The 26,596-nt window shown below is 66.8% G+C and carries 23 protein-coding genes; 3 read left to right on the top strand and 20 right to left on the bottom strand.

What is annotated here, in order from left to right; translation table 11 throughout:
• Window positions 1–33: 33 nt before the first annotated feature.
• On the top strand, window positions 34–621 hold the full coding sequence (locus F1C58_RS06800) for a DUF3043 domain-containing protein (protein ID WP_185203666.1): 588 nt from the start codon (window positions 34–36) through the stop codon (window positions 619–621).
• Between the two features lie 454 nt (window positions 622–1,075).
• On the opposite strand, the gene F1C58_RS06795 is transcribed toward F1C58_RS06800, so the two are convergent.
• Genes F1C58_RS06795 through hisD form a run of 3 tightly spaced genes read right to left on the bottom strand, consistent with a single transcriptional unit; the run spans window position 1,076 to window position 3,965 of the window.
• Window positions 1,076–2,104: a quinone-dependent dihydroorotate dehydrogenase gene (locus tag F1C58_RS06795; RefSeq protein WP_185203665.1), complete on the bottom strand. Its 1,029-nt coding sequence runs from the start codon at window positions 2,102–2,104 to the stop codon at window positions 1,076–1,078.
• A 33-nt stretch (window positions 2,105–2,137) separates the two neighbouring features.
• A complete protein-coding gene (gene nrdR, locus F1C58_RS06790) occupies window positions 2,138–2,611 on the bottom strand; it encodes a transcriptional regulator NrdR (protein ID WP_185203664.1) in 474 nt (157 codons plus the stop codon).
• A 43-nt stretch (window positions 2,612–2,654) separates the two neighbouring features.
• Window positions 2,655–3,965: a histidinol dehydrogenase gene (hisD, locus tag F1C58_RS06785; RefSeq protein ID WP_185203663.1), complete on the bottom strand. Its 1,311-nt coding sequence runs from the start codon at window positions 3,963–3,965 to the stop codon at window positions 2,655–2,657.
• Between the two features lie 95 nt (window positions 3,966–4,060).
• Between hisD and F1C58_RS06780 the strand changes: the two genes are divergently transcribed.
• Together F1C58_RS06780 and F1C58_RS06775 are read left to right on the top strand one after the other, a co-directional pair.
• Window positions 4,061–4,579 (top strand): flavin reductase family protein, encoded by a 519-nt coding sequence (locus F1C58_RS06780; RefSeq protein ID WP_185203662.1) that lies wholly within the window; start codon window positions 4,061–4,063, stop codon window positions 4,577–4,579.
• Between the two features lie 112 nt (window positions 4,580–4,691).
• Complete coding sequence (locus F1C58_RS06775; protein ID WP_185203661.1) at window positions 4,692–5,327, top strand: hypothetical protein; 636 nt, start codon at window positions 4,692–4,694, stop codon at window positions 5,325–5,327.
• Window positions 5,328–5,339: 12 nt separating this feature from the next.
• On the opposite strand, the gene dnaE is transcribed toward F1C58_RS06775, so the two are convergent.
• The 17 genes from dnaE to F1C58_RS06690 form a co-directional block, all read right to left on the bottom strand.
• Complete coding sequence (gene dnaE, locus F1C58_RS06770; RefSeq protein ID WP_370543706.1) at window positions 5,340–8,822, bottom strand: DNA polymerase III subunit alpha; 3,483 nt, start codon at window positions 8,820–8,822, stop codon at window positions 5,340–5,342.
• 101 nt (window positions 8,823–8,923) lie between these two features.
• Window positions 8,924–9,844 carry an RluA family pseudouridine synthase gene (locus tag F1C58_RS06765; protein ID WP_185203659.1) on the bottom strand — a complete coding sequence of 307 codons (921 nt, stop codon included), beginning with the start codon at window positions 9,842–9,844 and terminating at the stop codon, window positions 8,924–8,926.
• Window positions 9,845–9,852: 8 nt separating this feature from the next.
• Window positions 9,853–10,473, bottom strand: a complete 621-nt coding sequence (gene lspA, locus F1C58_RS06760; protein ID WP_255461317.1) for a signal peptidase II — start codon at window positions 10,471–10,473, stop codon at window positions 9,853–9,855.
• Window positions 10,460–11,302: a DivIVA domain-containing protein gene (locus F1C58_RS06755; RefSeq protein ID WP_185203657.1), complete on the bottom strand. Its 843-nt coding sequence runs from the start codon at window positions 11,300–11,302 to the stop codon at window positions 10,460–10,462. Before F1C58_RS06755 ends, lspA begins: the two co-directional genes overlap by 14 nt.
• Window positions 11,303–11,495: 193 nt before the next feature.
• Window positions 11,496–11,801: a YggT family protein gene (locus F1C58_RS06750; protein ID WP_185203656.1), complete on the bottom strand. Its 306-nt coding sequence runs from the start codon at window positions 11,799–11,801 to the stop codon at window positions 11,496–11,498.
• Window positions 11,802–11,875: 74 nt separating this feature from the next.
• Window positions 11,876–12,364: a cell division protein SepF gene (locus F1C58_RS06745; RefSeq protein ID WP_185203655.1), complete on the bottom strand. Its 489-nt coding sequence runs from the start codon at window positions 12,362–12,364 to the stop codon at window positions 11,876–11,878.
• Between the two features lie 35 nt (window positions 12,365–12,399).
• A complete protein-coding gene (locus tag F1C58_RS06740) occupies window positions 12,400–13,095 on the bottom strand; it encodes a YggS family pyridoxal phosphate-dependent enzyme (RefSeq protein ID WP_255461315.1) in 696 nt (231 codons plus the stop codon).
• Complete coding sequence (gene ftsZ / locus F1C58_RS06735) at window positions 13,073–14,236, bottom strand: cell division protein FtsZ (protein ID WP_185203653.1); 1,164 nt, start codon at window positions 14,234–14,236, stop codon at window positions 13,073–13,075. The genes F1C58_RS06740 and ftsZ overlap by 23 nt, the downstream gene beginning before the upstream one ends.
• A 145-nt stretch (window positions 14,237–14,381) precedes the next feature.
• On the bottom strand, window positions 14,382–15,266 hold the full coding sequence (locus F1C58_RS06730; protein WP_219732046.1) for an FtsQ-type POTRA domain-containing protein: 885 nt from the start codon (window positions 15,264–15,266) through the stop codon (window positions 14,382–14,384).
• 218 nt (window positions 15,267–15,484) lie between these two features.
• Window positions 15,485–16,903 (bottom strand): UDP-N-acetylmuramate--L-alanine ligase, encoded by a 1,419-nt coding sequence (murC, locus tag F1C58_RS06725; RefSeq protein ID WP_185203651.1) that lies wholly within the window; start codon window positions 16,901–16,903, stop codon window positions 15,485–15,487.
• Complete coding sequence (locus tag F1C58_RS06720) at window positions 16,900–17,991, bottom strand: glycosyltransferase (protein ID WP_185203650.1); 1,092 nt, start codon at window positions 17,989–17,991, stop codon at window positions 16,900–16,902. Before F1C58_RS06720 ends, murC begins: the two co-directional genes overlap by 4 nt.
• Window positions 17,988–19,259 (bottom strand): putative lipid II flippase FtsW, encoded by a 1,272-nt coding sequence (gene ftsW / locus F1C58_RS06715; protein WP_255461312.1) that lies wholly within the window; start codon window positions 19,257–19,259, stop codon window positions 17,988–17,990. The genes F1C58_RS06720 and ftsW overlap by 4 nt, the downstream gene beginning before the upstream one ends.
• Entirely contained in the window at window positions 19,222–20,745 is a 1,524-nt protein-coding gene (gene murD / locus F1C58_RS06710) for a UDP-N-acetylmuramoyl-L-alanine--D-glutamate ligase (RefSeq protein ID WP_185203648.1), read from the bottom strand. The genes ftsW and murD overlap by 38 nt, the downstream gene beginning before the upstream one ends.
• Entirely contained in the window at window positions 20,745–21,851 is a 1,107-nt protein-coding gene (gene mraY / locus F1C58_RS06705; RefSeq protein ID WP_185203646.1) for a phospho-N-acetylmuramoyl-pentapeptide-transferase, read from the bottom strand. Before mraY ends, murD begins: the two co-directional genes overlap by 1 nt.
• Window positions 21,848–23,254: a UDP-N-acetylmuramoyl-tripeptide--D-alanyl-D-alanine ligase gene (gene murF, locus F1C58_RS06700; protein ID WP_185203645.1), complete on the bottom strand. Its 1,407-nt coding sequence runs from the start codon at window positions 23,252–23,254 to the stop codon at window positions 21,848–21,850. The genes mraY and murF overlap by 4 nt, the downstream gene beginning before the upstream one ends.
• Entirely contained in the window at window positions 23,255–24,793 is a 1,539-nt protein-coding gene (locus F1C58_RS06695) for a Mur ligase family protein (protein ID WP_185203643.1), read from the bottom strand.
• A gap of 13 nt (window positions 24,794–24,806) precedes the next feature.
• Window positions 24,807–26,594, bottom strand: coding sequence for a penicillin-binding protein 2 (locus F1C58_RS06690; RefSeq protein ID WP_185203641.1), 1,788 nt, complete (start codon window positions 26,592–26,594; stop codon window positions 24,807–24,809).
• Window positions 26,595–26,596: the final 2 nt, after the last annotated feature.

The following is a 26,596-nucleotide window of genomic DNA, read 5'->3' as shown; positions in this document are numbered from 1 at the left end:
TCTTAAGCAGACATCGATCGGTAGGAATCTCCAGTGGCCAAGCCAGACAGTTCGAGCAAGACCGACCCGGCGGCCGGTTACGACCTCAACACAGACAGCATTTCGAGCGGCAAGGGTCATGCCACGCCGACGCGCAAGGAGCGCGAGGCCGCGAACATGCGCCCGCTCGTGTCGAGCGACCGCAAGGCCGGCAACAAGGCCTCCCGCGCCAAGATGAACGAAGCGCGCGAGAAAGCCCGCGTCGGCATGGCGAAGGGCGAAGAGAAGTACCTGCCGACGAAGGACAAGGGTGTGCAGCGTCGCTACATCCGCGATTACGTCGATGCACGCTGGAGCGTCGGCGAACTGATCATCCCGGTGATGTTCCTGGTGATCATCCTCACCTTCATCAACAACGCCGTCGTCCAGTCGATCGCCATCTTCGCGCTCTGGGGCTTCTTCCTCATCGCCGTTATCGACTGCATCATCGCCGGTGTGCTGATCCAACGCAAGCTGACCGCGAAATACGGCGAAGAGAAGGTGCAGAAGGGCAACCGCTGGTACACCGCCATGCGGGCCCTGCAGCTTCGTCCGATGCGCCTGCCGAAGCCTCAGGTGAAGCGCGGAGACTTCCCGGCCTGACGCGCACCCCGTCTGCGCGGGGCGGCGGGCGTCCCTCGCGGCTCGCGGCGGGACCAGGCTCCCTCGCGGCTCTTAGCGGGACCGGAACTACGACCTCGCGGCGGGACTACGACCTCGCGGCGGGGTTTACGACCCCCTCCGCGGTGCCACTATGCCGCCGCGAGAGGGCGTATCCCCCGCCACGCTCGCGGCGGGACTGGGCTCCCTCGACGCTCGTGGCGGGAATAAGCTCCCTCGCGGCTCTTGGCGGGACTAAGACCTCGCGGCGGGAGTTATGACTCCCTCCGCGGTACCAATATGCCGCCGCGACAGGGCGTATCCCCCGCCGCGGCGGATATCGCGCCGGCAGCGTTCGGCGGAACGCGGCCCGGTGGAATGCGGCCTCAGCCGCGTTCGCCTCAGCGGCTCGTTTCGGCTCAGCGGCATTCGCCTCAGCGGCTCAGCGGCATTCGGCTCAGCGGCCGAGCTTCGCCAACCCGCGGTTGATCGACCGCGCCCAGAGTGGCCCACGGTAGAGGAACGCGGTGTAGCCCTGCACGAGGGTCGCACCGGCGGCGAGGCGTTCTGCTACGTCCGCGGCGGTGTCCACTCCCCCGACGGAGATCACGCAGAAGTCCTCCGGCACGGCGGTGCGGATGATGCGGAGCACCGCGATCGATCGGCCGGCGAGGGGAGCGCCGGAGAGCCCTCCCGCTCCTGCAGCCTCGACGATCGCAGCATCTGTCACCAGCCCGTCACGGGACAGGGTCGTGTTTGTGGCGATGATGCCGGCGAGGCCGAGTTCCACCGCGAGTTCAGCGATTCGCCGCACCTGGTCGTCGGTGAGGTCCGGCGCGATCTTCACGAGCACGGGGGTGTCTCCCGCGGCGGCGTTCACGGCGGTGAGCAGGGGGGTGAGCTTGTCGAGCTCCTGCAGTCCGCGCAAACCCGGAGTGTTCGGGGAACTCACGTTCACCGCGAGGTAGTCGCTCACCGGCGCCAGCAGGCGTGCGCTGACGAGATAGTCGGCGATCGCGTCATCCACATCGACGACGCGGCTCTTTCCGATATTCGCGCCGATGACCGGACGGATGCCGCGGGCCAGCTCGCGCGCGAATCGAGGTGCCGCATCCGCCGCTCCCCGATTGTTGAAGCCCATGCGGTTGATCACCGCGTTGTCGCGAATCAGCCGGAACAGGCGCGGACGCTCGTTTCCCGGCTGCGCGATCGCCGTTATGGTGCCAACCTCAACGTGGCCGAATCCGAGCTGGCCGAGGCCCTGGATTGCTCGGCCGTCCTTGTCGAAACCGGCGGCGACGCCGAAAGGTGAGCCGAATCTCAGGCCAAGGGTCTCGACCGCGAGGGACGGGCCGGGACGACTGAGTCGTCGGAGGATAGCGCCGAGTCCGATGCGAGGAAGCCAGCGGATCACGTCGAACGCGAGGTGGTGCGCGGTCTCCGGATCGAGCCGGGTGAGGACGAGCCTGAAGAGTAGTCGATACATGCCAGGTTCAGGCTACCGGCCCGGCGGCCGCCATCAGTTCTCGGTGACCTCGGCTGCGGCGTCGTGTTCGACCCGGAGGAGGGTGATGGCCGCCTCGAAGTCCTCGAGGGAGTCGAACCCCTGATAGACGCTGGCGAAGCGCAGGTAGGCGACCTCGTCGAGCTCTCGCAGTGGAGGCAGGATCGCGAGTCCGATGTCGTTCGCATCCACCTGGGACGCGCCGGTGGCACGAATCGTCTCCTCGACCCGCTGGGCGAGCATCGCCAGATCCGTATCGGTGACCGGTCGGCCCTGGCAGGCTTTGCGCACGCCGGAGACGATTTTCTCCCGGCTGAAGGGCTGCACGACGCCGCTGCGCTTCACGACGTTGAGACTCGCGGTCTCGGTGGTGGAGAAGCGTCGGCCGCAGTCCGGACACTGGCGGCGACGGCGGATCGACATGCCGTCGTCGCTCGTGCGCGAGTCGATGACACGGGAATCGGGATACCTGCAGAAGGGGCAGAACATGGTGCTGACAGGATACCGCGCCGAGGCTCGCTCGCGGCGTTGGCTACTGTCCGGCGAACCGCGCGGTGATCGCGGCGGCGTGCGCAGGCAGGTCTTCGGCGGTCGCCAGCGCGACCACCCTGTCTCCCACGGCTTTGAGTGCGTCGCGGTCGTAGCGGATCACCTGCTGGGGGCGCAGGAAGGTGTAGGCACCGAGACCGGGCGTGAATCTCGCCTGCCCTCCGGTGGGGAGCACGTGGTTCGACCCGGCGAGGTAGTCGCCGAGGCTCACGGGCGAGTGCGCTCCGAGGAAGATCGCGCCGGCGCTCTCGATGAGATCGAGCACCTGGCCGGGGTCGGCCGTCTGGATCTCGAGGTGCTCCGGCCCATAGACGTTGCTGAAGGCCGCGGCGGCCACCATGTTGTCGACGAGCACGACCGCCGACTGCACGCCACGAAGCGAGATGTCGACGCGAGAGCTGTGCGGCGTGAGGGGGGCGAGCCTGAGGAGCTGCTCCTGCACGCGGTCGGCGAGGTCCACCGAGTCCGTGACCAGCACCGCGGCGGCGAGTTCGTCGTGCTCGGCCTGGCTGATCAGGTCGGTCGCGACGAGGAACGGATCGGCGGTGGCATCCGCGATCACCAGGATCTCTGTCGGCCCGGCCTCGGAGTCGATTCCGACCTGGCCGCGCACGATGCGCTTGGCCGCGGCCACGTAGACATTGCCCGGGCCGGTGATCACCTGGACGGGATCGAGGCTGAGACCGGGAACCCCCCAGGCGAAGGCGCCGATCGCACCGGCACCGCCCATGGCGTAGACCTCGTCGATGCCGAGAAGCCCTGCCGCTCCGAGGATGGTGGGGTGGATGTCTCCGTCGAACTGTCGCTGCGCCGGCGAGGCGAGCGCCACGGAAGACACCCCCGCGACCTGCGCGGGCACCACGTTCATGACGACGCTCGAGGGGTACACGGCCTTGCCGCCGGGCACGTACAGGCCGACGCGGGCAACCGGGCTCCAGCGCTGGATGACCTCGGCGCCGGGCCCGAGAGTGGTCACACGCGGCGAGGGCAGCTGGGCCTCCGAGGCCGCACGCACGCGCACGATCGCCTCTTCGAGCGCGTCGCGCACCGGAACGCTGAGGGCTCGCACGGCCGCCGAGATGTGCGCGACATCCTGACGCACGAGCGCCGGGCGCGCGCCGTCGAACCGTTCGGCCTGGTCGAGAATGGCCTCCTCGCCCCGCTCTCGCACGTCGGAGATGAGCTCTTGCGCGATCGCCGACGCGGCGTTTACGTCGGTTAGTGACCTCGGAACGAGGGCGAGCAATTCGGCGCGGCTAGGCTTAAGTCCCCGAAGGTCAATGGTCTGGATCATGGCGAGCCAATCCTAGGGGACCCTCTCTGGCACCTTCGTGGGAGTCACCCGACCGCCGGGGGAATATCGCCAGTCGACACAGAATTGATAGCCGTATGGATGAGAAAGCGCCCGTGGTCACACCGGAAGAGCCGGACGGTCTCGCCGCGTTCAAGCACGCGTTCCGCCGACATGCGGCCGGTGTCGTCGTGATCACCGCCCTCACTCCGGAGGGCAAGCCCGTCGGATTCACCGCGACATCCCTCGCCTCTCTCGCCGCCGTGCCGCCGCTGGCGACCTTCAACATGGCGAAGGTGGCCAGCGCCTGGCCCGCCGTCGCCGGCACGGACTGGGTGGCCATCCAGACCATGGGGGCGCGGACGCGCCACCTGGCGGAGCGGATGTCCGGGGACCACGACCTGCGCTTCGAAGGCGATCACTGGGCGCCGGGGCCGCACGGCCTCCCTATCCTCGAGGGCGTCACCTCGTGGATGGTCGGGCGCATCGTGGAGCGCTTCCCCGTCGCCAACAACGTCGTGGTCGTGGTGCAGGTAGAAGAAGGCGCCCTGGGGGAACCGGATGCCGCGCTGCTCTATCACGAGCGCACCTACCTGAAGCCCGGCGAGACCGTCTAGTCGGCGCGTTGCCCTTTCCCCCGGGGTGTATCCCCCGGGGTGTATCTGATCCGGGGCAGTGTGCTCCTTGGTGGTACCGGGATAAATCAGTCCCGTCACTGAGGAGCATTCCATGACCACCATCGATTCCCGCGCCGAGACCCCGGATCTCGACCACACCGAACTCGACCGCACCGAGCTCGATCACACCCGATTCGACCGGACCTCGGCCGATGTCGACTCGTTCGCCGACACACTCGACCTGCGCGATGTGGCCCTCCCCTACACGCCGTCGAATCGCTACATTCCCTGGCACCTCTGGTTCCGCACCATCGACACCCTCAGCCCCACCAAGACCATCGGGCTCGGGCGCACCAACACCACGCTGATCATGCCCACGATCGTGCAGACGGATGCGGCGACCCCCTACGCGGGCTTCGAGCGCGCCCTGACCCCGAGCCGCAATCCCACTGCCCAGGTGCACTTCGAGCCCGGCGCCTACGGGGCGACGTCGCCAGCGACCTATGTGATCTCCTTCGCCGTGGAGACCTCGGGGCCCGTCACCTTCACAGTTCAGGGGCTGTCGTTCCTGCCCGGCGTGTCCGGCCTCGGCACCCGGGTGGTGAACGGAACCCAGTCGATCTCGATCGTCTACTCGAACCTGCCAGCGACCCAGCCCGTCTACGCCTACATCGAGCAGACGGCCGGCGGTCGCTGGAACTGGTATTCCACCCGCATCAGCTACCCGCCGATCGTGCTGCAGCCCTAGTCGACCGAGCGGTCAGACCACGCAGTTCGGACCGAGGAGCGACTTGAGCTCGCCGTAGAGGTCGGCATTGACCGAGACCGGGAACGGGATCTCGAACACCCGCGCGGTCTCGCCCTTGACGAGCTTGAGCCGCACCTCGGTGTCGCCGGAGTGCCGGATGAGCACGTCGTTCAACTGCGTCACCACATCCGTCGTCGCCCGGAATTCCGGCATCGAGATAGTGAGCGGTCCCGAACCGAGGCTCTGGCCGAGGTCGGGCGTGAACATGCTCGACGCGTGCAGGTTCATTCCGTCGTCGCGCATGCTGACCCGTCCGCGAACGACGACGATGGCATCGTTGGTGAGCGCGGGTGAGAACTCCTGATATGCCTTGCCCAGGAACATCACCGTGATCTCCCCCGCGAAGTCCTCGACGGTGATGAGCCCGTACTGGTTGCCGGAATTTCGAGCCGTGCGATGCTGCACAGAGGTGATCAGACCGGCGACTGTCACGTGTTCCCCGTCTCCGGCGACCTCTCCGGCGAGAACGTCGGTGATCGTCGAACCGGCGAGCTTCGCCAGCTGGAGCTCGAGACCGGCGAGCGGATGATCAGACACGTAGAGCCCGAGCATCTCGCGCTCGAACGCGAGCTTGTCGCGCTTCGACCACTCGGGGCGATCGGGCACCCGGTTCACGGCCTGCGGTTCATCCCAGAGGCTGTCGAAGTCGAACCCGACCTGTCCGTTGGCCTCGGCCCGCTTGTCGCTCACGGCGGAGTCGATGGCATCCTCGTGGATCTCCAGGAGCGCCCGTCGGGTCGCCCGGGTGGAATCGAAGGCGCCGGACTTGATGAGCGATTCCACCGTGCGCTTGTTGGCGACCTGGATCGGCACTTTGCGAAGGAAGTCGTGGAAGGACTCGAAGCGGCCCTTCTCCTCCCTGGACTTCGCGATCGCTTCGACGACGTTGGTTCCGACATTGCGGATCGCGCCGAGACCGAAGCGGATGTCGCCCACCCCCGCCTCATTGGGCACCGCGGTGAAGTCTCCGCTCGACTCGTTCACGTCCGGGGCAAGCACCCGGATGCCCATGCGGCGGCACTCGCTCAGGTACATCCCGAGCTTGTCTTTCGAGTCTCCGACGCTGGTGAGGAGCGCCGCCATGTATTCGGCGGGATGGTTGGCCTTGAGGTAGGCGGTCCAGTAGCTCAGCACGCCGTAGCCGGCGCTGTGGGCCTTGTTGAAGGCGTAGTCGGCGAAGGGCATCAGGGTGTCCCAGAGCACCTTCACCGCCTGGGCACTGTAGCCGTTGCCGGTCATACCGGCCTCGAAGTCGGCGTACTGCTTGTCGAGCTCCGACTTCTTCTTCTTGCCCATCGCCCGCCGGAGCACGTCGGCCTGTCCCAGGGTGAACCCGGCCACCTTCTGGGCGACCGACATCACCTGCTCCTGGTAGACGATGAGACCGTAGGTGATGCCGAGACTCTCCCGCAGCGGCTCCGCGAGCTCGGGATGGATCGCGTCGATCGTCTGCAGGCCGTTCTTGCGCAGCGCGTAGTTGGTGTGGGAGTTCATTCCCATGGGGCCGGGCCGGTACAGGGCGATCACCGCAGAGATGTCTTCGAAGTTCGTCGGTTTGAGCTGCTTGAGCAGCGAGCGCATCGGCCCGCCGTCCAACTGGAACACGCCGAGCGTGTCGCCGCGGGCCAGCAGGTCGTACGTCTTCTGGTCGGCATCGAGGTCGAGGTCTTCGATCACGAGTTTGGAGCCGGTGTTCCTCTCGATCATCCGCAGCGCGTCTTCGATGACGGTGAGGTTGCGGAGCCCGAGGAAGTCCATCTTGATGAGCCCGAGGGACTCGAGCGGCGGCTGGTCGAACTGGGTGATGATCGCGCCGTCGTCTTCACGCTTCATGATCGGCAGCACGTCGATGAGCGGCTCTGCCGAGAGGATCACTCCCGCGGCGTGCACTCCCCACTGGCGCTTGAGGTTCTCGATGCCCTGCGCGGTCTCGAAGACCGTCGCGGCATCCCGGTCGGTCTCGAGCACGGCACGGAAGTCTGCGGCCTCCTTCCAGCGTGGGGCGGCCTTGTCGAGCACCTCGCTGAGGGTGATGTCCTTGCCCATGATGGCCGGGGGCATCGCCTTCGTGAGCTTCTCGCCCACCGCGTAAGGCATCCCGAGCACTCTGGCCGAGTCCTTGAGGGCCTGCTTCGCCTTGATCGTGCCGTAGGTGACGATCTGCGCGACCCGGTCGTCGCCGTACTTCTCGGTGACATAACGGATGACCTCGCCGCGTCGCCGATCGTCGAAGTCGACATCCACATCGGGCATCGACACGCGCTCGGGATTGAGGAACCGCTCGAAGATGAGGCCGTGCGCCAGCGGGTCGAGTTCGGTGATGCCCATCGCGTAGGAGGCCATGGAGCCGGCAGCGGATCCGCGCCCCGGCCCGACCCGGATGCCTTGCGCCTTCGCCCAGGTGATGAAGTCCGCCACGACGAGGAAGTAGCCGGGGAATCCCATCTGCTTGATCACGTCTACCTCGTACTTCGCCTGGGCGAGGTGCGCCTCCGACGGCGCATTGTGGAAGCGCCGCAGCATGCCAGCGTTCACCTCCTTCTCGAACCAGGTGGCTTCGGTCTCCCCCTCGGGCACCGGGAAGCGCGGCATGAGGTTGCGGTGTTCGAAGGTCACGTCGCACCGCTCTGCGATGAGGAGCGTGTTGTCGCAGGCCTCGGGATGGTCGCGGAACAGGTGCCGCATCTCGGCGGCCGACTTGAGGTAGAACTCGTTCGAATCGAACTTGAAGCGGTTGGGGTCGTCGAGCGTCGACGCGGACTGCACGCAGAGCAGCGCCGCGTGGGCGGTGGAGTCGTGGGCGTGCGTGTAGTGGAGATCGTTCGTCGCCAGCAGCGGGAGGTTCAGGTCTTTGGCGAGCCGCAGCAGGTCTTCCATGGTGCGGCGTTCGATATCGATGCCGTGGTCCATCACCTCGGCGAAGAAATTGCCCTCGCCGAAGATGTCCCGGAAGTCGGCGGCGGCCTTTCGGGCCTCCTCGTACTGGCCGAGACGGAGCCTCGTCTGCACCTCGCCTCCCACGCATCCCGTGGTCGCGATGATGCCACTGCTGTAGGTGCTGAGCAGCTCCCGGTCCATGCGCGGTTTGAAGTAATAGCCCTCGATCGAGGCGAGGGAGGAGAGCCGGAACAGGTTGTGCATGCCCTCGTTGTTCTGCGAGAGCAGTGTCATGTGCGTGTACGAACCCGAACCGCCGACGTCATCCTGGTTCTGGTGGTTCGCACCCCACTTCACCCTGGTGCGGTCCTGGCGCGCGGTGCCGGGCGTGATGTAAGCCTCGGTGCCGATGATCGGCTTCACCCCGTTGGCCGTCGCCTGCTTCCAGAAGTCGTACGCGCCGAACATGTTGCCATGGTCGGTCATCGCGATGGCCGGCATCTCCTGCTCGGAAGCCGCCTTCATCAGCGGGCCGATGCGGGCGGCACCATCGAGCATCGAATATTCGCTATGCACGTGCAGGTGCACGAATGAATCGTTGCTGTGGGGCAATTCCTGAGCCTTACTGACCGGGGGTGGGCATCCAGCTTAAGCCTCGGTCAGTCGCCGCGGAGCACGTCGAGCGCGTGTTGCAGGTCGGCCGGATACTCGCTCGTGAAGAGCACCCTCTCCTGCGTTCCGGGGTGCGTGAAACCGAGCTGTTTCGCGTGCAGCCACTGCCGGGTGAGGCCGAGTCGCGCGGAGATCGTGGGGTCGGCCCCGTACATCGCGTCGCCAACGCAGGGGTGCCTTTGGGCTGCCATATGAACCCGGATCTGGTGCGTGCGGCCTGTCTCGAGGTGCACTTCGAGCAGCGAGGCGCTGGGAAAGGCCTCGAGAGTCTCGTAGTGGGTCACGGAGTTCTTGCCGTCCGAGGTGACCGCGAACTTCCAGCTCGATGACTGGTGCCGCCCGATCGGCGCATCGATAGTTCCGGAGAGCGGATCCGGATGCCCCTGAACGACGGCGTGATAGATCTTGTCGACCTCGCGATCGTGGAACTGCCGCTTGAGTTCCGTGTAGGCGCGCTCGCTTTTCGCCACGACCATGAGACCGCTCGTGCCCGCATCGAGGCGATGGACGATTCCCGCGCGCTCCGCAGCGCCAGAGGTGGAGATGCGGAATCCCGCTCCCGCCAGTGCCCCCAGCACCGTCGGTCCGGTCCATCCCGCCGAGGGGTGCGCAGCGACGCCGACGGGCTTGTCCACCACCACGATGTCGTCATCGTCGTACACGATGCCGAGATCGGGAACGACGATGGGTTCGATCGACGGGGCGACCTTCGGCTGCCAGGTGACCTCGAGCCAGCTCTCGGCCCGCAACCGGTCGGATTTGCCCAGCGTGATCCCGTCGGCGACCACTCCCCCGGCTTCGGCGATCTCCGCGGCGAAGTTGCGCGAGAAGCCCATCAGCTTCGCGAGGGCGGCGTCGACACGTTCCCCGGCGAGCCCGTCCGGTACAGGGAGGCTGCGCGATTCCATGGGGATGCCTACTTGGTGTCGGTGGTGTGGATATCGGTGTGAGAGACGTCAGCCCCGGCTTCGGTCGCCACTGCGGGATGACGGTCGGATGCCTTGCGACCATCGAGCCCGATTCCCCGGAGCGTCAGCAAGATGAAGAGCCCCATGCTCGCGACGATGAACGAATCCGCGATGTTGAAGATCGCCGGAAAGCCTTGCACCTGGATGAAGTCGATGACGTGTCCGACTCCGAAACCCGGCTCCCGGAAGAGGCGGTCGGTGAGGTTTCCGGTGGTGCCGCCGAGGAGCATCCCGAACAGCACTGCCCAGCCGACCGAACGGATGCGGCGCGCGAACCCGATGATGAAGATCGTGACGGCGGATGCCGCGATGGAGAAGATCCAGGTGGACCCGCTCGCGATCGAGAAGGCCGCACCCGAATTCTTGACGAAGTGGAACTGCAGGAGCTCCCCGATCGCCTTCACCTGCTCCCCCTCAGCCAGCTTGCTGACGATGAGAAACTTGGTGAGTTGGTCGAGACTGTAGACGACTACCGCGACGAGGGCCAGCGCGATGAGCGCCCTGACGCTGACCGCCGAGCCGCTGACCTTGGACGCGGGATCCTTCGCCTGCGGTTCAGTTGCCGCCAAAGCCCTGGAAGCTGGCGGGCGGCGACTGCACACCGTCGGACGAGCCGAGGTCATAGGATCCGCTGGTTGCCGGCACGCTCTCGTACGGGGCCGCGGCGACAGGGGCGGAGGCGACAGGAGCCGGGGTTTCGGGGGCTGCCGGAGCGGGCTCGGTGGCGTCGAGCTCCTTCAACTGGCCCTCGATGTAGCCCTTGAGCTTCTGTCGGTACTCCCGCTCGAAGGTGCGCAGGTCTTCGATCTGGTGCTCGATCGTGGTCTTCTGCTGCTCGAGAGCAGCCTTCTCGTTGTCGAGCTGGGAGATCTGTGAACGCTGCGCTGCCTCGGCCTCGCTCACGACCCGAGCGGCGGTGGCGTGGCCCTCGGCGATGAGCGCGTCGCGCTTCTCGATGCCCTCGCGCACGTGCTCCTCGTGGAGCTTGCGCGCCAGCTGCAGGAGGTTGTTGGTGTTGCCAGAATCGATCGCGTTCTGTTCTGGCGAGGGATAGGCGATCGGAGCCGGCACGGGTGCGGGAGCGGGCTCGATGGGAGCGGCGACGGGGGTCTCGCCGAAGCGGGGCAGAGCCTGGGCGAGCTGGCCCTGCTCGGCCGGAGCCTGGGGCTGCGGGGCCTCGGTGAGGGCGGCGGGCTGCGCGGCACTGCGCTGGAGCTCGCTGATGCGGGACTCGCCGGCCACGAGGCGCTGGCGTAGCTCCTCGTTCTCCTGGTTGAGACGGCGAAGCTCCACGACGACCTCGTCCAGGAAGTCATCGACCTCGTCCTGGTCGTACCCTTCACGGAATTTGGTCGGCTGGAATCGCTTGTTGACTACATCTTCAGGCGTAAGTGCCATGGGTGCCACCTCAAAAAACTCATCTGGTACAGCGCTAATAACAGTCAGCTAACGCTAGCAAACTGACGGCGTCATCGGGTCGTGATGCCGCGTGGTGTTCGACCACGCTCCCAGAGTACACAGGGAGTGCTGTGCATCCCGGGCTACGGCGCGCCGTACCCCACCAGCCGGAGCGAAACCGGCATCGGATGCATCAGACGCTGAGGGCGGATGCGATGGAGAGCAGGATCAGCGTGACGATCATCACGATGCTCCAGGCGAAGTCGAGCGCGAATCCGCCGATACGGATCGTGGGGATGACCCGTCGCACGAGGGAGATGGGCGGGTCGGTGAGGGCGAAGACGAACTCGGAGACCACGAGGCCGAAGCCGTGCGGGCGCCATCCCCGCGAGAAGTTGCGCACGAGATCGAGGATGAATCTGCCCCACAGCACGAAGAAATACAGCAGCAGCAGGTAATACGCGATGCTGGCTGGGATGGCGAAGGGGTTTGAGGTCACGTTGTCAGACTAGGGCGCGCGCGCCGGGAGCACTTACCGGGAGCGTCTTATTGGACGAGGACTGGCAGGATCGCTCAGGACTGGGCGAAGAACGACGCATCGACGTCGGACTCAACGGAGGCCTGGTCACCGCTGACGGCGACGTGCGCCGGAGACAGTAGGAAGACCTTGCTGGTGACGCGCTCGATCTTGCCGTAGAGACCCTGCGACAGTCCACTCGCGAAGTCGACGAGTCGACGGGCTTCCGGCTCACTCATCTGGGAGAGGTTGATGATCACCGGGATGCCGTCGCGGAACGCCTCGGCGATGGCCTGAGCGTCTTTGTACTGGCGCGGGTGGACGGTGAGGATCTCGTTCATATCGGAGTGTGAGGCATTCTTCTGTGATGGAGCGCGGCGAAGGGGCGTGACGGGGGCGCGGGTACCGGAGGACTGCGCGGCCTGGGCAGACTCCCGCACCTCGCGGGCGACAGGTGCCGGAGCCACGGGCGCGGCATCCTCGTAGTCGAACTCCTCATCGGCGAGGCCAAGGTAGACCATGGTCTTGCGAAGTGGGTTAGCCATTACGTGCCTCCTGTGGTGGAACTGATGAATTCAGATTAACCGGGGGTCGGGCGGTTTCCCGTGATTGCGGAACCAATCCGCAGGTGTGTCGCGCCCTCGAGAATCGCCTCCCGATAGTCGCCCGACATTCCGGCGGAGATGAAGCGCGCGTCGGGCGCGAGCCGCCGCATCCGCTCTGAGGCCTCGCGCACCCGCACGAATGCTGGCCTCGGATCTTCACCCACGGGAGCCACGGCCATCACGCCGAGCAGTTCGAGGCCCGGAGTCGCGAGCACGAGTTCCGTCGTCTGCTCGAGCTCGGCGTCCCGAATGCCGCCTCGGCCGGGATCATCGGTGAGATTGAGCTGCACGAAGCACTCGACCGACGCTCCGTGCTCGCTGCCGAGCGCCTCGATGACGGATGTCCGGTCGAGCGAATGAACGGAATGCGCGTACGCGCGCACCTGCTTCGCCTTCTTGCTCTGGAGTTGGCCGATGAAGTTCCAGCCCAGATCGAGATCGGCGAGTTCCGCGGCCTTGGCCTGAGCCTCCTGGTGGCGGTTCTCCCCCACCTCACGCACCCCGAGGGCGTACAACTCCCGCACCAGGGATGCAGGGTGGAACTTGGTCACGACGATGGTCGTGATCTCGTCCACCCCGCGTCCCGCCTCGAGGGCCGCCGCAGCGATGCCCGCGCGCACTACTTCGAGGCGCTCCGCGAGGGTGGGACTACTTGAGGAAATCGGGGACATCCAGGTCGTCATCGCCGTCATCGAATACCGGGTCTTTCGGCGCGGTAGGAACTTCGGGCTCTGCGGCCCAGTTGGGCACGCTGCTCGTCTCCGGCTCGATGGCACCGGTGGCGGCGGGCGCTGAAGCGAAGACAGGCGCGGAGGCCGTGACGTCGCCGGTGCTGCCGCGACGTTCTTCCTTCTTCAGCACAGGCTCTCCGCCGTCGAAACCGGCAGCGATGACCGTGACCCGCACCTCGTCGCCGAGGGTGTCATCGATCACCGCACCGAAGATGATATTGGCCTCGGGGTGCACGGCCTCCTGCACGAGCCGGGCCGCGTCGTTGATCTCGAAGATCCCGAGGTTTGATCCGCCCTGGATCGACAGGAGCACCCCGTGGGCTCCATCGATGGACGCCTCGAGGAGCGGGCTCGCAACGGCGAGCTCAGCGGCCTTGATGGCCCGATCCGCGCCGCGGCTCGAGCCGATTCCCATGAGCGCCGATCCGGCCCCCTGCATCACCGACTTGACGTCGGCGAAGTCGAGGTTGATGAGTCCGGGGGTCGTGATGAGGTCGGTGATGCCCTGCACACCGGCGAGGAGCACCTGGTCGGCGGTGGCGAACGCTTCGAGGAACGAGATACCACGGTCGCTGATCTCGAGGAGGCGATCGTTGGGCACCACGATGAGGGTGTCGACCTCCTGCTTGAGGGCGGCGACTCCCACGTCTGCCTGTGCGGCTCGGCGCTTGCCCTCGAATCCGAACGGTCGCGTGACGACACCGATGGTGAGCGCTCCGATGGACTTCGCGATCCGCGCTACGACTGGCGCGCCGCCGGTGCCGGTTCCGCCACCCTCTCCCGCTGTCACGAAGACCATGTCCGCGCCGGCCAGTGCCTCTTCGATCTCTTCCGCGTGATCCTCGGCTGCGCGGCGGCCGACCTCGGGGTCGGCGCCGGCGCCGAGTCCGCGGGTGAGCTCGCGTCCGACGTCGAGCTTGACGTCCGCGTCGCTCATCAGCAGCGCCTGGGCGTCGGTGTTGATGGCGATGAATTCGACGCCGCGAAGGCCGAGTTCGATCATTCGGTTGACGGCATTGACTCCGCCGCCGCCTATGCCGACGACCTTGATCACGGCTAGGTAGTTCTGGTTCGTTGTCACGTCCGGCCTCCGGTAGGAACTTTCAACCTTTACCTGAGCCTTAAAGTTATGCTCAGTATAGGTTTCTTGTTTCGAAGTTAAGGGGCGGGGCGCGATGCTGCCGAGAAGACGTCCAGCGTGTCGCCAAGTCGCGGCGAGATTGGCGTCAGTTGCCGCCGAGCACCGGATGAGTCGGAGCCGACACGTCGTACTTCGTGGTCGTGCCGCCCACGGTGATGACGGCCGCGAGCACCTTGGCCTTGAGCGCGGACTGCTCCGCGCTCCCCCACGCGACGGACTGACCGCCGGTGAGGGTGAGGGTCACGTCATCCGAGGTCTGGGCGGTGACCGTATCGACCTTCTTCAACAGTTCGGACGGAAGGGCGAGAAGCACACCGACCGCCGCGGTGAAGGCCGGACTCTTCTCCGTGGCGGAGCCGAGCTCGATGAGCGGCAAGCCGGGCTGCCGCTCTGCAGCGGTGTCGATGACGATCCCGGCGGGATCGACCACGGAGAATCCATCCGAGGTCGCGAGAGTCGCGATCGGCGCCCGCTCGGCAATGCGGATGATCAGCGTGTCGGGTGGCACCGTCTCCGTGACGAAGCTGCGGATCAGGGGGAACTTGCCGAGAGACCTGGTGATCGAACCGAAGTCGACGAGGGCGAGGGGCCGGCCGATCTGGCCATCGACGGCGGCGCGGACGCTGGCCGCACTCACCCGGGATGCGCCCTCGACCCGGATCGTCTTCAGCGAGAGCAGCGGGGAATACACCGCTCCGGTGACGAACCCCGCGACCAGGAGCAGGGACAGGCCGCTCACGAGCCAGGTGATGCGCCTGCGCCGGGACCGGCGGGTGAAACGTCTCGCCTCCCCGCGCTCGTAGGCGCGGCGCGCACGCTCGGCACGTTTGAGGTCGTGGCGGGCCGCCGCATCGAGCTGCGGTTCGGAGGAGCGCGTGCGTCTGATGCGCGCTGGCCGCTTCGTGCGGCCCGGTGCGCTCCCAGCCGCGGGATCGGCCGAGGACCCCGGAATCGGGGGCGCAGACGGCACCATCGGCCTCTGAACCGAAAACTTCTGTGCTGGAGCCTTCTGCGCTGGAGCGTTCTGTGCCGGAGCCTTCTGTGCCGGAGCGTTCTGTGCCGGAATCTTTTGTGCCGGAGCCCTCTGAGCCGGAGGCGACGGCGCGGCGGGCTTCTTCGTTCCGGGCAGCCGGGGCGGGGTGGCTCCGGTGGTCGAACCGGGCGTGCGATCGAATCCCTCTGGCCTCTTCATCGGGACTCGCCCTCGGGCTCACCCGGCGGCAGCGCAAGGGTCTCGAGAAGCTGCGGGATGATGCGGTAGACATCGCCGCCGCCCATGGGGATCACGAAATCGCCCGCGCTCGCGATGGAGGCGGCGAAGTCGGCGGCATCCTGCCACTCGTCGAAATAGTGCACGCGCGACTGGTCGCGGAAGAGCCGGGTGATGAGCTCTCCGGTGACCCCCGGCTCGGGATCCTGGCGGGCGCCGTAGATCGGCACGACGATCGTGATGTCGGCGAGCGACTCGAAGGTCTCGGCGAATTCGGCCGCCATCTGTTTCGTGCGCGAATAGAGGTGGGGTTGGAAGATCGGGATCAGGCGCCCGGCCCCGACCACTCCCCGCGCGCCGGAGAGGGCGGCCCTGATCTCCGTCGGATGGTGGGCGAAGTCGTCGTAGACGCTCACCCCGCGCACGGTGCCGCGCAACTCGAACCGTCGCTCCGTCCCCTCGAAGAGAGCGATCGCGTCGAGCGCGGCCTGTGGTTCGACACCGAGCGAGACCAGCACGCCGAACGCTCCCGCGGCATTGATCGCGTTATGCAGTCCGGCGACCCGGAGTCGCGTCGCGTAGTCGGCACCCCCAAAGTGCAGGGTGAAGGCGACTGTCTCGGTGCTCTCGATCGAGTGCAGCCGGATGTCCGCATCCGCATGCTGCCCGAAGGTCAGCACGCTGCGATCCGCGAGCCGCGTGGTCACGGAGACCGCGCGGGCATCGTCACTCGAGATGACGACCCGTTCGGAGGCCTTGCGCGCGAAGGTGACGAAGGCCTCCTCGAAGGCCTCCTCCGAGCCGTAGTGGTCGAGGTGGTCGGGGTCGACGTTCGTGATGAGCGAGATCGCGGTGTCGTAGAGCAGAAAAGACCCGTCCGATTCGTCCGCCTCCACGACGAAGACCTCGCCGGTGCCGGTGGCGGCGCTGACACCGAGTGAGCGGATCACTCCCCCGTTGACGAAACTCGGATCCGCTTCGAGTGCGAGCATCGCCGTCACGATCATCGCCGTCGACGTGGTCTTACCGTGGGCTCCCGCGATCGCCACCACACGGTGCTTTCGTGTGAGCCAGGCCAGAGCCTGGGCTCGGTGGACTATCGGGAGGCCGCGTTCGCGCGCGGCCAGGAATTCGGGATTGTCTTCGGCGATCGCCCCGGTGACGATGAGGGTGTCCGCGCCGTCGATGTTGGCGGCGGAGTGACCGATGGCGATCGAGACTCCGCTCGCTCGAAGCGCTTCCACCGTCTCCGTCGCACGGATGTCAGAGCCGGTGACCGGCACACCGGCCTCGAGGAAGAGACGGGCGATGCCGCTCATGCCGGCGCCGCCGATGCCCACGAAGTGCACCCGGCCGAGATCGTCGGGCACGGACTGGGAGAAGTCTGACTTGATCACGGGGTCAAATCTACGGTGGAGGCGCGGGCATCCCCGACGAGGTCGACCATTCGGTCGGCGCCGTCGAGCACGCCGACCGGCAGGGTGCGCGCGGCCATTGCGGCGATGGCGGCGCGGTCCTCGAGCAGAGGCACAAGGTGATCGAGCACCCAGCGCGGGGTGAACTCGGCGTTGTCTACGATGAGGGCTCCTCCGGCATCCACCACGTCGCGGGCATTGAGCCGCTGCTCGCCGTTGCCTATCGCCAGGGGCACATACACGGCCGGCACCCCGAGGGCGCTGAACTCGCTCACCGTCGCGGCTCCGGCCCGGGCGACCGCGAGATCCGCTGCGGCAAGGGCGAGGTCCATCCGGTCGCAGTAGGGCACCATCAGGTAGTGAGCCAACTCCGTGGGCTCCAGGATCGACCGCTCCCCCGTGACGTGCAAAATCTGCCATCCGGCCCCGATGATGGTCGCCGCCGACTCGTTCACGACCTCGTTGATGTGCTGGGCGCCCTGGGACCCGCCGGTCACCAGCAGGGTCGGTCGTGAGGAGGAGAGTCCGAAGAATTCGAGGGCCTCCCGTCGCTCCGCCGGCCGGTCGAGCGACTCGATCTCCCGGCGGAGGGGCATGCCGACGAAACGGCCGTGCGGCAGACGAGCTGAGCGGAAAGCGGTGCCGACGAAACGGGTGAGTCTGGCCCCGAGCCGGTTGGCCATTCCCGGCCGGGCATTCGCCTCGTGAATGGCGATGGCGACGTTCTCTCGCCGGGCGGCGAGGTAGGCGGGAGCGGAGACATAGCCGCCGAAGCCCACCACGACATCGATGCGATGCTCACGGATCAGGGCGCGGATGTCTGCGACAAGCCGGCCGAACCGGCCCGGAAACCGCAGCGCATCGGCATTCGTGCGGCGCGGGAACGGCAGCCGGGCGACGACAAGGAGCTCATAGCCGCGCGCCGGCACCAGGCGCGCTTCGAGACCCTCCGCCGTGCCGAGCACGAGGATGACCGCTTCCGGGTCGCGCAGCACGAGACGGTCGGCGACGGCGAGCAGGGGGTTCACGTGTCCAGCGGTTCCCCCACCGGCGAGGAGATACCGCGTCACCTCAGGCGACCGCCGGTCGCGGTCGTCGTCGAGGCATCCGGGGCGTGACGGGCGAAGGACAGCACGATCCCGATGCCGAGGAGCGTGGTGACGAGGGCGGACCCTCCCGCGGAGATCAACGGGAGCGGCACTCCGAGCACGGGTAACAGCCCCAGCACAACCGCGATGTTCACGAAGGCCTGGCCGATCACCCAGATGAGCACCGCGCTCACGGCGACGCGGGCGAAGGCGTCAGTAGCAGGGCGCGCCCGGATGATCCGCACGAAGGTGACCGCGAGCACGAGGAGCAGCACCAGCACGAGGATGGCGCCGATCAGGCCGAGCTCCTCGCCGATGATCGCGAAGATGAAGTCGTTGTCAGCCTCGGGCAGCCAGGACCATTTCAGTTTCGAGTTGCCGAGCCCCACCCCGAAGATCCCACCGGAGGCCAGCGCCCACCAGCCGTGCACGGTCTGCCAGCAGAGTCCGTTGTGATCGGTGTCCGTCTGGCAGCCGTTCACCACGGCCGCGATCCGGGATGCCCGGGAGCCGGAACCGAGCGCGATGGCGGCGCCGGCGACAACGATGCCCACGAGGGGAATCGCGAAGAGCCGCATGCTGACCCCGGCGAAGAACAGCGTGGCGAAGACGATCGCGAGCAGGATGATCGCGGTGCCGACGTCGCCACCTAGTACGACGAGCCCGATCGCGAGCCCCGCCGGGATGAGTGGCTTGATGAGCTCCCGCCAGTCGTCCAGGCGATCCTGCATGCCCGCAAGTGACTTGCCGAGCCAGAGCACGAGGGCGACCTTGATGAGCTCCGATGGCTGGGCGGTGAAGCCGGCGATGTTGATCCAGTTGCGGTTTCCATTGATCTCGACGCCGATGTGCGGCACGAAGACCAGCAGCTGGAGCCCGATGGCGATCACGAGGAACCGGCCCGCCCATTTCTTCCAGAAGAAGGCGGGGAGGCGGGCCGCGATGAGCATCAGGGGCACGCCGATGGCGGCGAACAGCACCTGGCGGATGAAGCCGTTGAAGAAGTCGCCACTGGCTTTGAACGACTCGACCGCAGAGGAGGAGAGCACCATCACCAGTCCGAAGACGACGAGGAAGAGCGTCGTTCCGAGAAGGAGGAAGTAACTCCCGGTCTCGGCGGCGAAGAGACGCTTGACGGTGACAACGGCGGCGGGGCCGCGGGATTCGTTCTGTTCGGCCGGACGGGCACCGGGCTCGGGGCGCGCCGCTGTCCTAGTCTTCGCCCGGGGTCGCGGGGGGCTCGTGGTCATTCGTGCCCTCTCCGCCTGCATCTCGTGCTGTGTCTGCCTCGCGCACCGCGTCTGCGAACCGGTTGCCCCGGTCGGCGTAGTCGGTGAACTGGTCCATGGATGCGGCCGCCGGAGCGAGAAGGACTGTGTCCCCGGGCCGGGCGACCGCGACCGCCAGTCTCACGACTGTCGGCATCACCTCTTTAGTGTCGGCGGTGTCGACCTCGAACACGGGCAGCGATGGCGCGTGTCGCAGGAACGCGTCGCGAAGCGCGGAACGATCGGCACCGATCAGCACGACGGCGCGCAGTCGGGCCCGGTTCGCCGACACCAGTTCGGTGACATCCACTCCCTTGAGCAGTCCGCCGACCACCCAGACCACGGAGTCGAAGGATTCGAGCGCTGCCTGAGCCGCGTGCGGGTTCGTCGCCTTTGAGTCGTTGACCCACCGGATGCCGTCGCGGTCGAGGATCGTCTCGGTGCGGTGATGGTCCATGCGGAAGGCTCGCAGCGCCGTGCGGATGTCGGCAGGCGATACATCGAATGATCGGGCGAGGGCGGATGCGGCGAGCACGTTCGCGATCATGTGGGGCGAGCCGAGACCCACGGTCTCGAGTTCGTGCACAGTCGTGATCTCGGTGGCCGAGCGCCAGCGGTCGGCCAGGAAGGCGCGGTCCACAACGATCTCGTCGACGAGGCCGACGTCGCTCGGGCCGGGAAGGCCGCGACCGAAGCCGATCGCGCGGCATCCGTCCACCACCTCCGCCTCCTCGACGAGTTCTCGTGTGGTGTCGTCTTCCAGGTTGTAGACGCAGGCGACCCTGGTGCGTTCGTAGACGCTGCCTTTGGCTGCGCGATAGGCCGCGGCCGAACCGTGCCAATCGAGGTGGTCGTCCGCCACGTTGAGGCACACGCTAGACCACGGAGACATGGACTGCAGGTAGTGCAGCTGGAAGCTGGAGAGTTCGACGACCAGGGTATCGAAGCCGATCGGGTCGCGCACGGCGTCGAGCACGGGCACGCCGACGTTGCCGCAGGCGATCGCCCGCTTGCCGCCCGCGACGAGCATCGCTCTGGTGAGTTGCGTCGTCGTCGTCTTGCCGTTGGTGCCGGTGATGGCGATCCATTCGGCCACGCGACCCGAACGATCGCGCAGTCGCCAGGCGAGCTCGACATCCCCCCACACCGGCACACCAGCTGCGGTCGACCACGCGACGAGCGGATGCGAGGGGGCGAAGCCGGGCGAGACCACCACGAGCTCCGGGGCGAAGGTTTCGAGCTCCGTTTCGAGGTCGGTCACGGCGAGGCGCACCCCGATCACGTCGAGCAGGTCGGAGATCTCGCCATCGGCACGATCGGCCAGCACGACAATCTCGGCCCCGAGCTCTGCAAGAGTGTCGGCGACCGAGAATCCGGTCATCCCCAGACCGAGCACGGCGACCCGCAGCCCCGCCCAGTCTGCGTTCCATCCGGTGAGACCGGCCACATCATCCGCAGTTCGTGACATCAGGGAACCCGCGAGAGCCATTCGAGGTAGAAGGTGCCGACACCGGCGGCCACGAAGAGGCCGGAGATGATCCAGAACCGCACGACGATCGTGACCTCCGCCCAGCCCTTCATCTCGAAGTGGTGATGCAGCGGACTCGCGCGCCAGATCCGTTTGCCGCGGGTGGCCTTGAAGTAGATGCGCTGCACGATCACCTGCCCGGTGATCACGAGGAAGAGTCCGCCGATCAGCACGAGAAGCAGCTCGGTGCGGGAGAGGATCGCGAGGGCCGCGAGAGCCCCGCCGAGGCCGAACGATCCGGTGTCGCCCATGTGGATCTGCGCCGGAGCCGTATTCCACCAGAGGAATCCGATGAGCGAGCCGACGATCGCGGCCGCGACCACCGCGATGTCGAGCGGACGAGACACGGTGTAGCACTTGAAGAGGTTGCCGCTCTCCGCGATCGTCGAACTGAAGCAGGACTGGTTCGACTGCCAGAAGCCGATGATGATGTACGAGCCGATGGCGAAGATGGACGACCCGGCGGCGAGGCCATCGAGCCCGTCGGCGAGATTCACCGCATTGGTGGTCGCCGTCGTGATCAGCACGATCCAGGCGATGAAGAGGATGATCCCGAAGGTCGCTCCGAACACCACGACGAAGTTGAAGTTGAGGTCGCGCACGAAGGAGATCGCCGTCGAGGCCGGTGTGCGGTTGTTCGCATCCCGGTAGACGATGGCGATGATGCCGAACACGATCGCCACGATCACCGTACCGACGATCTTGTACCAGCCGGCGAGCCCCACGCTGTTCTGGCGCTTGACCTTGAGGTAGTCGTCGAGGAAGCCGATCAGGCCGAGGCCCGCCATCATCGCGAGCACCAGGATGCCGGTGCCGGCTACCGAGTCTCCGCCGACGAGATGCCCGACGAAATAGCCCACTATCGACGCGGTGATGAAGACGATTCCGCCCATCGACGGCGTTCCGCGCTTCATCACGTGCGCGGTCGGAGTGTCCGCCCGGTAGAACTGTCCGAGCTTCAGCCGCCGGAACGCCTTCGCGAACACCGGGGTCAGCAGCAGGGTGAACACCATACTGACGCCGCCCGCGGTGAGGAGCGCGATCACGCGGGCACCCCGCCGAGACGGTCACCGAGGAAGCGGAGATTGGCGGACTTCGACGATTTCACCAGCACGACATCGCCCGCGCGCAGGTCGCCCCTCAGGTGCTCATAGGCCTCGTCGGCATTCGCGACGAGCATGGACTCCCCGTCCCACGAACCCTCGAGGCCCGCGGCGTTGTGAATGTGCCTGGCACCGTGGCCGACCACGATGAGCTTCTGGATGTTGAGGCGGACGACGAGGCGCCCGATGCGGTCGTGCTCTTCGTCGGAGTACTCGCCGAGAGCGGTCATCTCGCCGAGAATCGCGATGGAGCGCTGACCTGGTTCGATGATCTGCGCGAGGGTCTTGAGCGCTGCCGACATCGAGTCCGGGCTGGCGTTGTAGGCGTCGTTGATCACGACGATGCCGTCGGATCGGGTCAACACCTCCATGCGCCAGCGCTCGGCGCGCGGCACAGTCTCGAGCGCGGTGATGGCGCTGTCGAGGTCCACTCCGAGCTCCCGAGCAACGGCGAGTGTGGCGAGGGCGTTCATGACGTGGTGCTCGCCCAGGATCCGCAGCTGCACCGGCCGGTGCAGCTCGCCGGCGATGAGCGTGAATGCCGTGCCGGAGGCGGTGGCACGAAGGTCGTCGCCACGCACATCGGCCGTCGCATCCAGTCCGAACCAGACCGGGCGGGCCTTGGTGAGGGCGGCCATGGCGGCGACGCGTTCGTCGTCGACGTTGAGGATGGCGACCGCGCTGGCCGGAAGCTCAGTGACGATCTCGGACTTCGCCCGCTGGGTCTGCTCGATCCCGCCGAATTCTCCGGCATGGGCGAGCCCCACCTTGAGCACCACCGAGATGTCCGGCACCGCGATGCCGACGGTGCGGGCGATATCCCCGACCGCGGACGCCCCCATCTCGATAACGAGGAATCGCGTGCCGAAGTCGATGGAGAGCATCGAGAGGGGCGCCCCGACCTGGTTGTTGAAGGATCCGGGAGGGGCGATGGTGGCCCCGGCCGTCTCGAGCACCGCGCGCAGCATGTTCTTGGTGGTGGTCTTGCCGTTGGATCCGGTGATACCGATGACCTTCAGGCCACCCTCTGCGCGCACGCGGGCCACGACGAACCGGGCGAGGTCGGCGAGGGCCGTGAGCGTGTCATCCACCACGACCTGGGACACCGGCAGCGGGAGCTCGTGGTCCACGATGACCAGCGCCGCTCCGTTGTCGATCGCAGCCTGCACGAACAGATGGCCGTCGGAGACCTCCCCGGGCAAAGCGATGAAGATCGATCCCGCGGTGACGAGCCTCGAGTCGGTCTGCACCGATCCGGAGATGTCGTCGAAGTCGTGACTTCCGGGCGCCAGACGAAGGGTGCCGCCGACGGCCGCCGAGAGCTCGGCAAGCGTGAGGGAGATCACTTAGGCCCAACCCGCCTCTCGCAGGGCCTCGCGGGCCTCCGCGCGGGCCGAGTACGGCGTGCGTTCGCCCCGGATGTCGCGGTAGTCCTGATGCCCCGGGCCGGCCCAGAGGATGGAGTCGCCCTCCTGGGCAAGCGCCACAGCCACCCGGATCGCCTTCTCGGGCGGACTGACCTCGTGAAGCTCCGCCTGGTGCTCGGCGAGATTCGCGCCCTCGATGAGAGTCGCGCGAATGGATTCCGGGTCTTCGAATCGCGGGTGATGATCGGTGATCACCAGGATGTCCGAACCCTCGGAGGCGACGCGGCCCATCTCGTGGCGTTTGGTGGCATCGCGGTCGCCATCGGCGCCGAACACCATGATCACGCGTCCGGTGGTGAATTTGCTCACCGCGCCGAGGGTGTTGAGGAAGGCATCGGGACTGTGACCGAAATCGACGTAGACACTCGGTCCGCGGTCTCCGGAGACCCGCTCGGTGCGCCCGGGCAGGTAGGCGTCGATGCCGTCGTCGATCGCCTGGCCGATGGCTTCCAGTTCGAAACCCGCCTCGACGAGCATCACGATCGCGAGCGCCGCGTTGGCCGCCATGTGCCAGCCGATGAGCGGCACGTGCGTGGTGATCGAACGACCCTCCGGCCCGGTGAGGGTGAACTCCACCCCGGAGGCGCGCTCGTCGAGGATCTCGACGTTCCACTCCCCCACCACGCCGGGGGTCGCCGAGATGGTGGTGACCGGGATGCGGGACCGATCGACGACCTTCTGTCCCCAGGCCGTGTCGAGAGAGACGACTCCGCGCTTTCCGCGCTCCGGGTCGAAGAAGCCGAGCTTGGCTTCGAAGTACTCGTCCATGTCGGCGTAGTCGTCGAGGTGGTCGTGGCTGAGGTTGGTGAAGGCCACCACATCGAACATGAGCCCGTCCACCCGGTTCTTGGTGAGGGCCTGCGCGCTCACCTCGACGGCGACCGCGCGCACCTCGCTCTCTCGCATACGGGCGAGAAGAGCGTGCATCTCGCTCGCCTCGGGGGTGGTGAGTCGGCTCACGACGCTCACGTCGCCGATGTGCCGCTCCGCGGTGGACGAGAGGCCCGTCACGAGCCCGAGCTGCTTGAGGATCGCCTCGAGGATGTAGGCGGTGGAGGTCTTGCCGTTGGTGCCGGTGATACCGAGCATGAGCGGCGGATGCTCGTTGGTGCGATACACCCACGCCGACACCTCGCCGAGCGCGAGGCGCGGCGACTCGACGATCACGATCGGCAGGCCGCTTTCCGCGGCGAGGGCGGCTCCGGCGCGGTCGGTGAGCACGGCGACCGCTCCGCTCTCGGCGGCCTGCGCCGCGTAGGACGCGCCGTGGCTGTTGAGCCCCTGGATGCCGACGTAGAGGTCACCGGACTCCACCTCGGTCGAACGCAGAGTGACACCGGTGATCTCGACGCCGTCGAGGGAACCCACCGAGTCGAGCCCGAATTCCGAAACGAGTCCGGCGAGAGGCCTGGCCAGCGGATGCTCCGGTCGAAGAACCGGGGGGATCCGTGCAGTCACAGCGTCTACTTTCTTACCAGGTCGTCGCCGGATAGGTGGATGGCGTTGTCGACGGGGGCACCCGGTACTTTGTGAGCACCTGGGACATGATCTTCTTGAATGTCGGCGCCGCAGCGGCCGAACTCTTCATGGTAGCTGGCTTCGTGTAGGTCACGACAACCACGTACTGAGGGTCCTCAGCGGGGGCGATGCCGGCGAACGACACGATGCGGTCGGAGGTGTAGCCCCCCGGCCCCGCGACCTCCGCGGTGCCGCTCTTGCCCGCCACGCGGTAGCCCGGGATCTTCACGGCCTTGGAAAGCTCGCCGCCCTGCACCACGCTCTCGAGCATGTTGACCACGGTCTTGGCCGTGTTCTCGGACACCACCCGCGTGCCCGTGGTGGAAGGCACGTCGGTGACTGTTCCATCAGGCTTGGTGCAGCTCTCGACGAGGGTCATCGGCAGTCTCACCCCACCGTTCGCGAGCGTGCCGAAGATCTGGGCCACCTGGAGTGCGGTCGCCGATACACCCTGGCCGTAGAGCACGTTGTACTTGCTCTGGTCGTCCCAGGGCTTCGAGGCGTTGCCCGTGACACCGAGGCTGCCGGAAGCCTCTCCCAGGAAGCCAACGGCGGTCTCCTGGCCCAGCCCGAACTTCTTCATGTAGGCGAGGCGCACATCCTCCGGCACCTGCGATCCGAGCATGGAGATTCCGACGTTCGACGAGTTCTGCAACACTCCGGTGAGCGTGAGCTGCTCGGTGGGGTGAGGAGTGGCATCGCGCACGAAACCGCCCTCGGGCGTCGTCCACTTCGAGGGGACGGTGGCCTGCATGGTCGGCGATCCGATGCCCGTCTCGAGCAGGATAGCGGCAGACATCGCCTTGAAGACCGAGCCCGGTTCGTACTGGGCGGTGAAGGCACGGGATCCGAAGTTCTCCACGGCCGAGCCGTCGATGTTGTTCGGGTCGACGGCGGGCCAATCGGCGGCGGCCATGATGTGGAAGTCCTTGATGCGCAGCACTATTGCCGTACCGGACTGGGCGCCGACCGCGGTGGCCTGCTCTGCTATCGCCTGAGTGGCGAACCAGTCCAGGTCGCTGTCGATGGAGAGTTTGAGGGTGCCCCCGGGAGTGGATGGCTTGGTGGTGATCGAGCTGCCGGGGATCTGCACGCCGTCGGCGCCCTGCTCGTAGGTTGTGGTGCCGTTGGTGCTCGCGAGGCACTTGTCGCCCGTGACCTCGAGCCCGCCGCCGGGGCCTCCGGTGTTCATATAGCCGGTGAGGTTTCCGGCGACCGCCCCGTTCGGGTAGGTGCGCTTGGGATGCAGCTGGAACACGATGCCCGGGATCTTGAGCTTCTCGATGGCACGCCGTGTCGCGAGATCGACAGACTTGGTGACGACGGAGTAGTTCGACTTCGGGTCCTTGGTGAAGGCCTGGTAGACGGTCGCCGGATCCTGCGTGGTGAGGGCGGCGAGCTCGGTAGCCGCCTGCATCACCGTGATGGTGGTCCTGGTGCCGTCCTTCGCCGTGACGGTGAATCCCCCGGCCTCGTTCATCTTCGTGAAGTTCGCCGGGGACACGGTCACGTCGTACCGATTGACGCTGTCGGCGAGCACCACACCGTTGGTGTCGACGATGTCGCCGCGTGCCGCGTAGGTAGGGGTCTCCACCGCTCTCTTACTGAGCGCATCGGTCGTGAGCTGATCGGCCCGCACGAGCTGGATGTCCACGAGACGCACGGCGAAGACACCGATGACGGCGAACACCATGACGATCGCGAGGGCCAGGCGACGACGGCTGCGACGCGGATTAGTCACGG

The sequence above is a fragment of the Glaciihabitans sp. INWT7 genome, from assembly GCF_014217685.1.
Lineage (GTDB): Bacteria > Actinomycetota > Actinomycetes > Actinomycetales > Microbacteriaceae > Lacisediminihabitans.
Note: the sequence above shows the minus strand (reverse complement) of the source record. Positions and strands in the feature narration are given on the sequence as shown.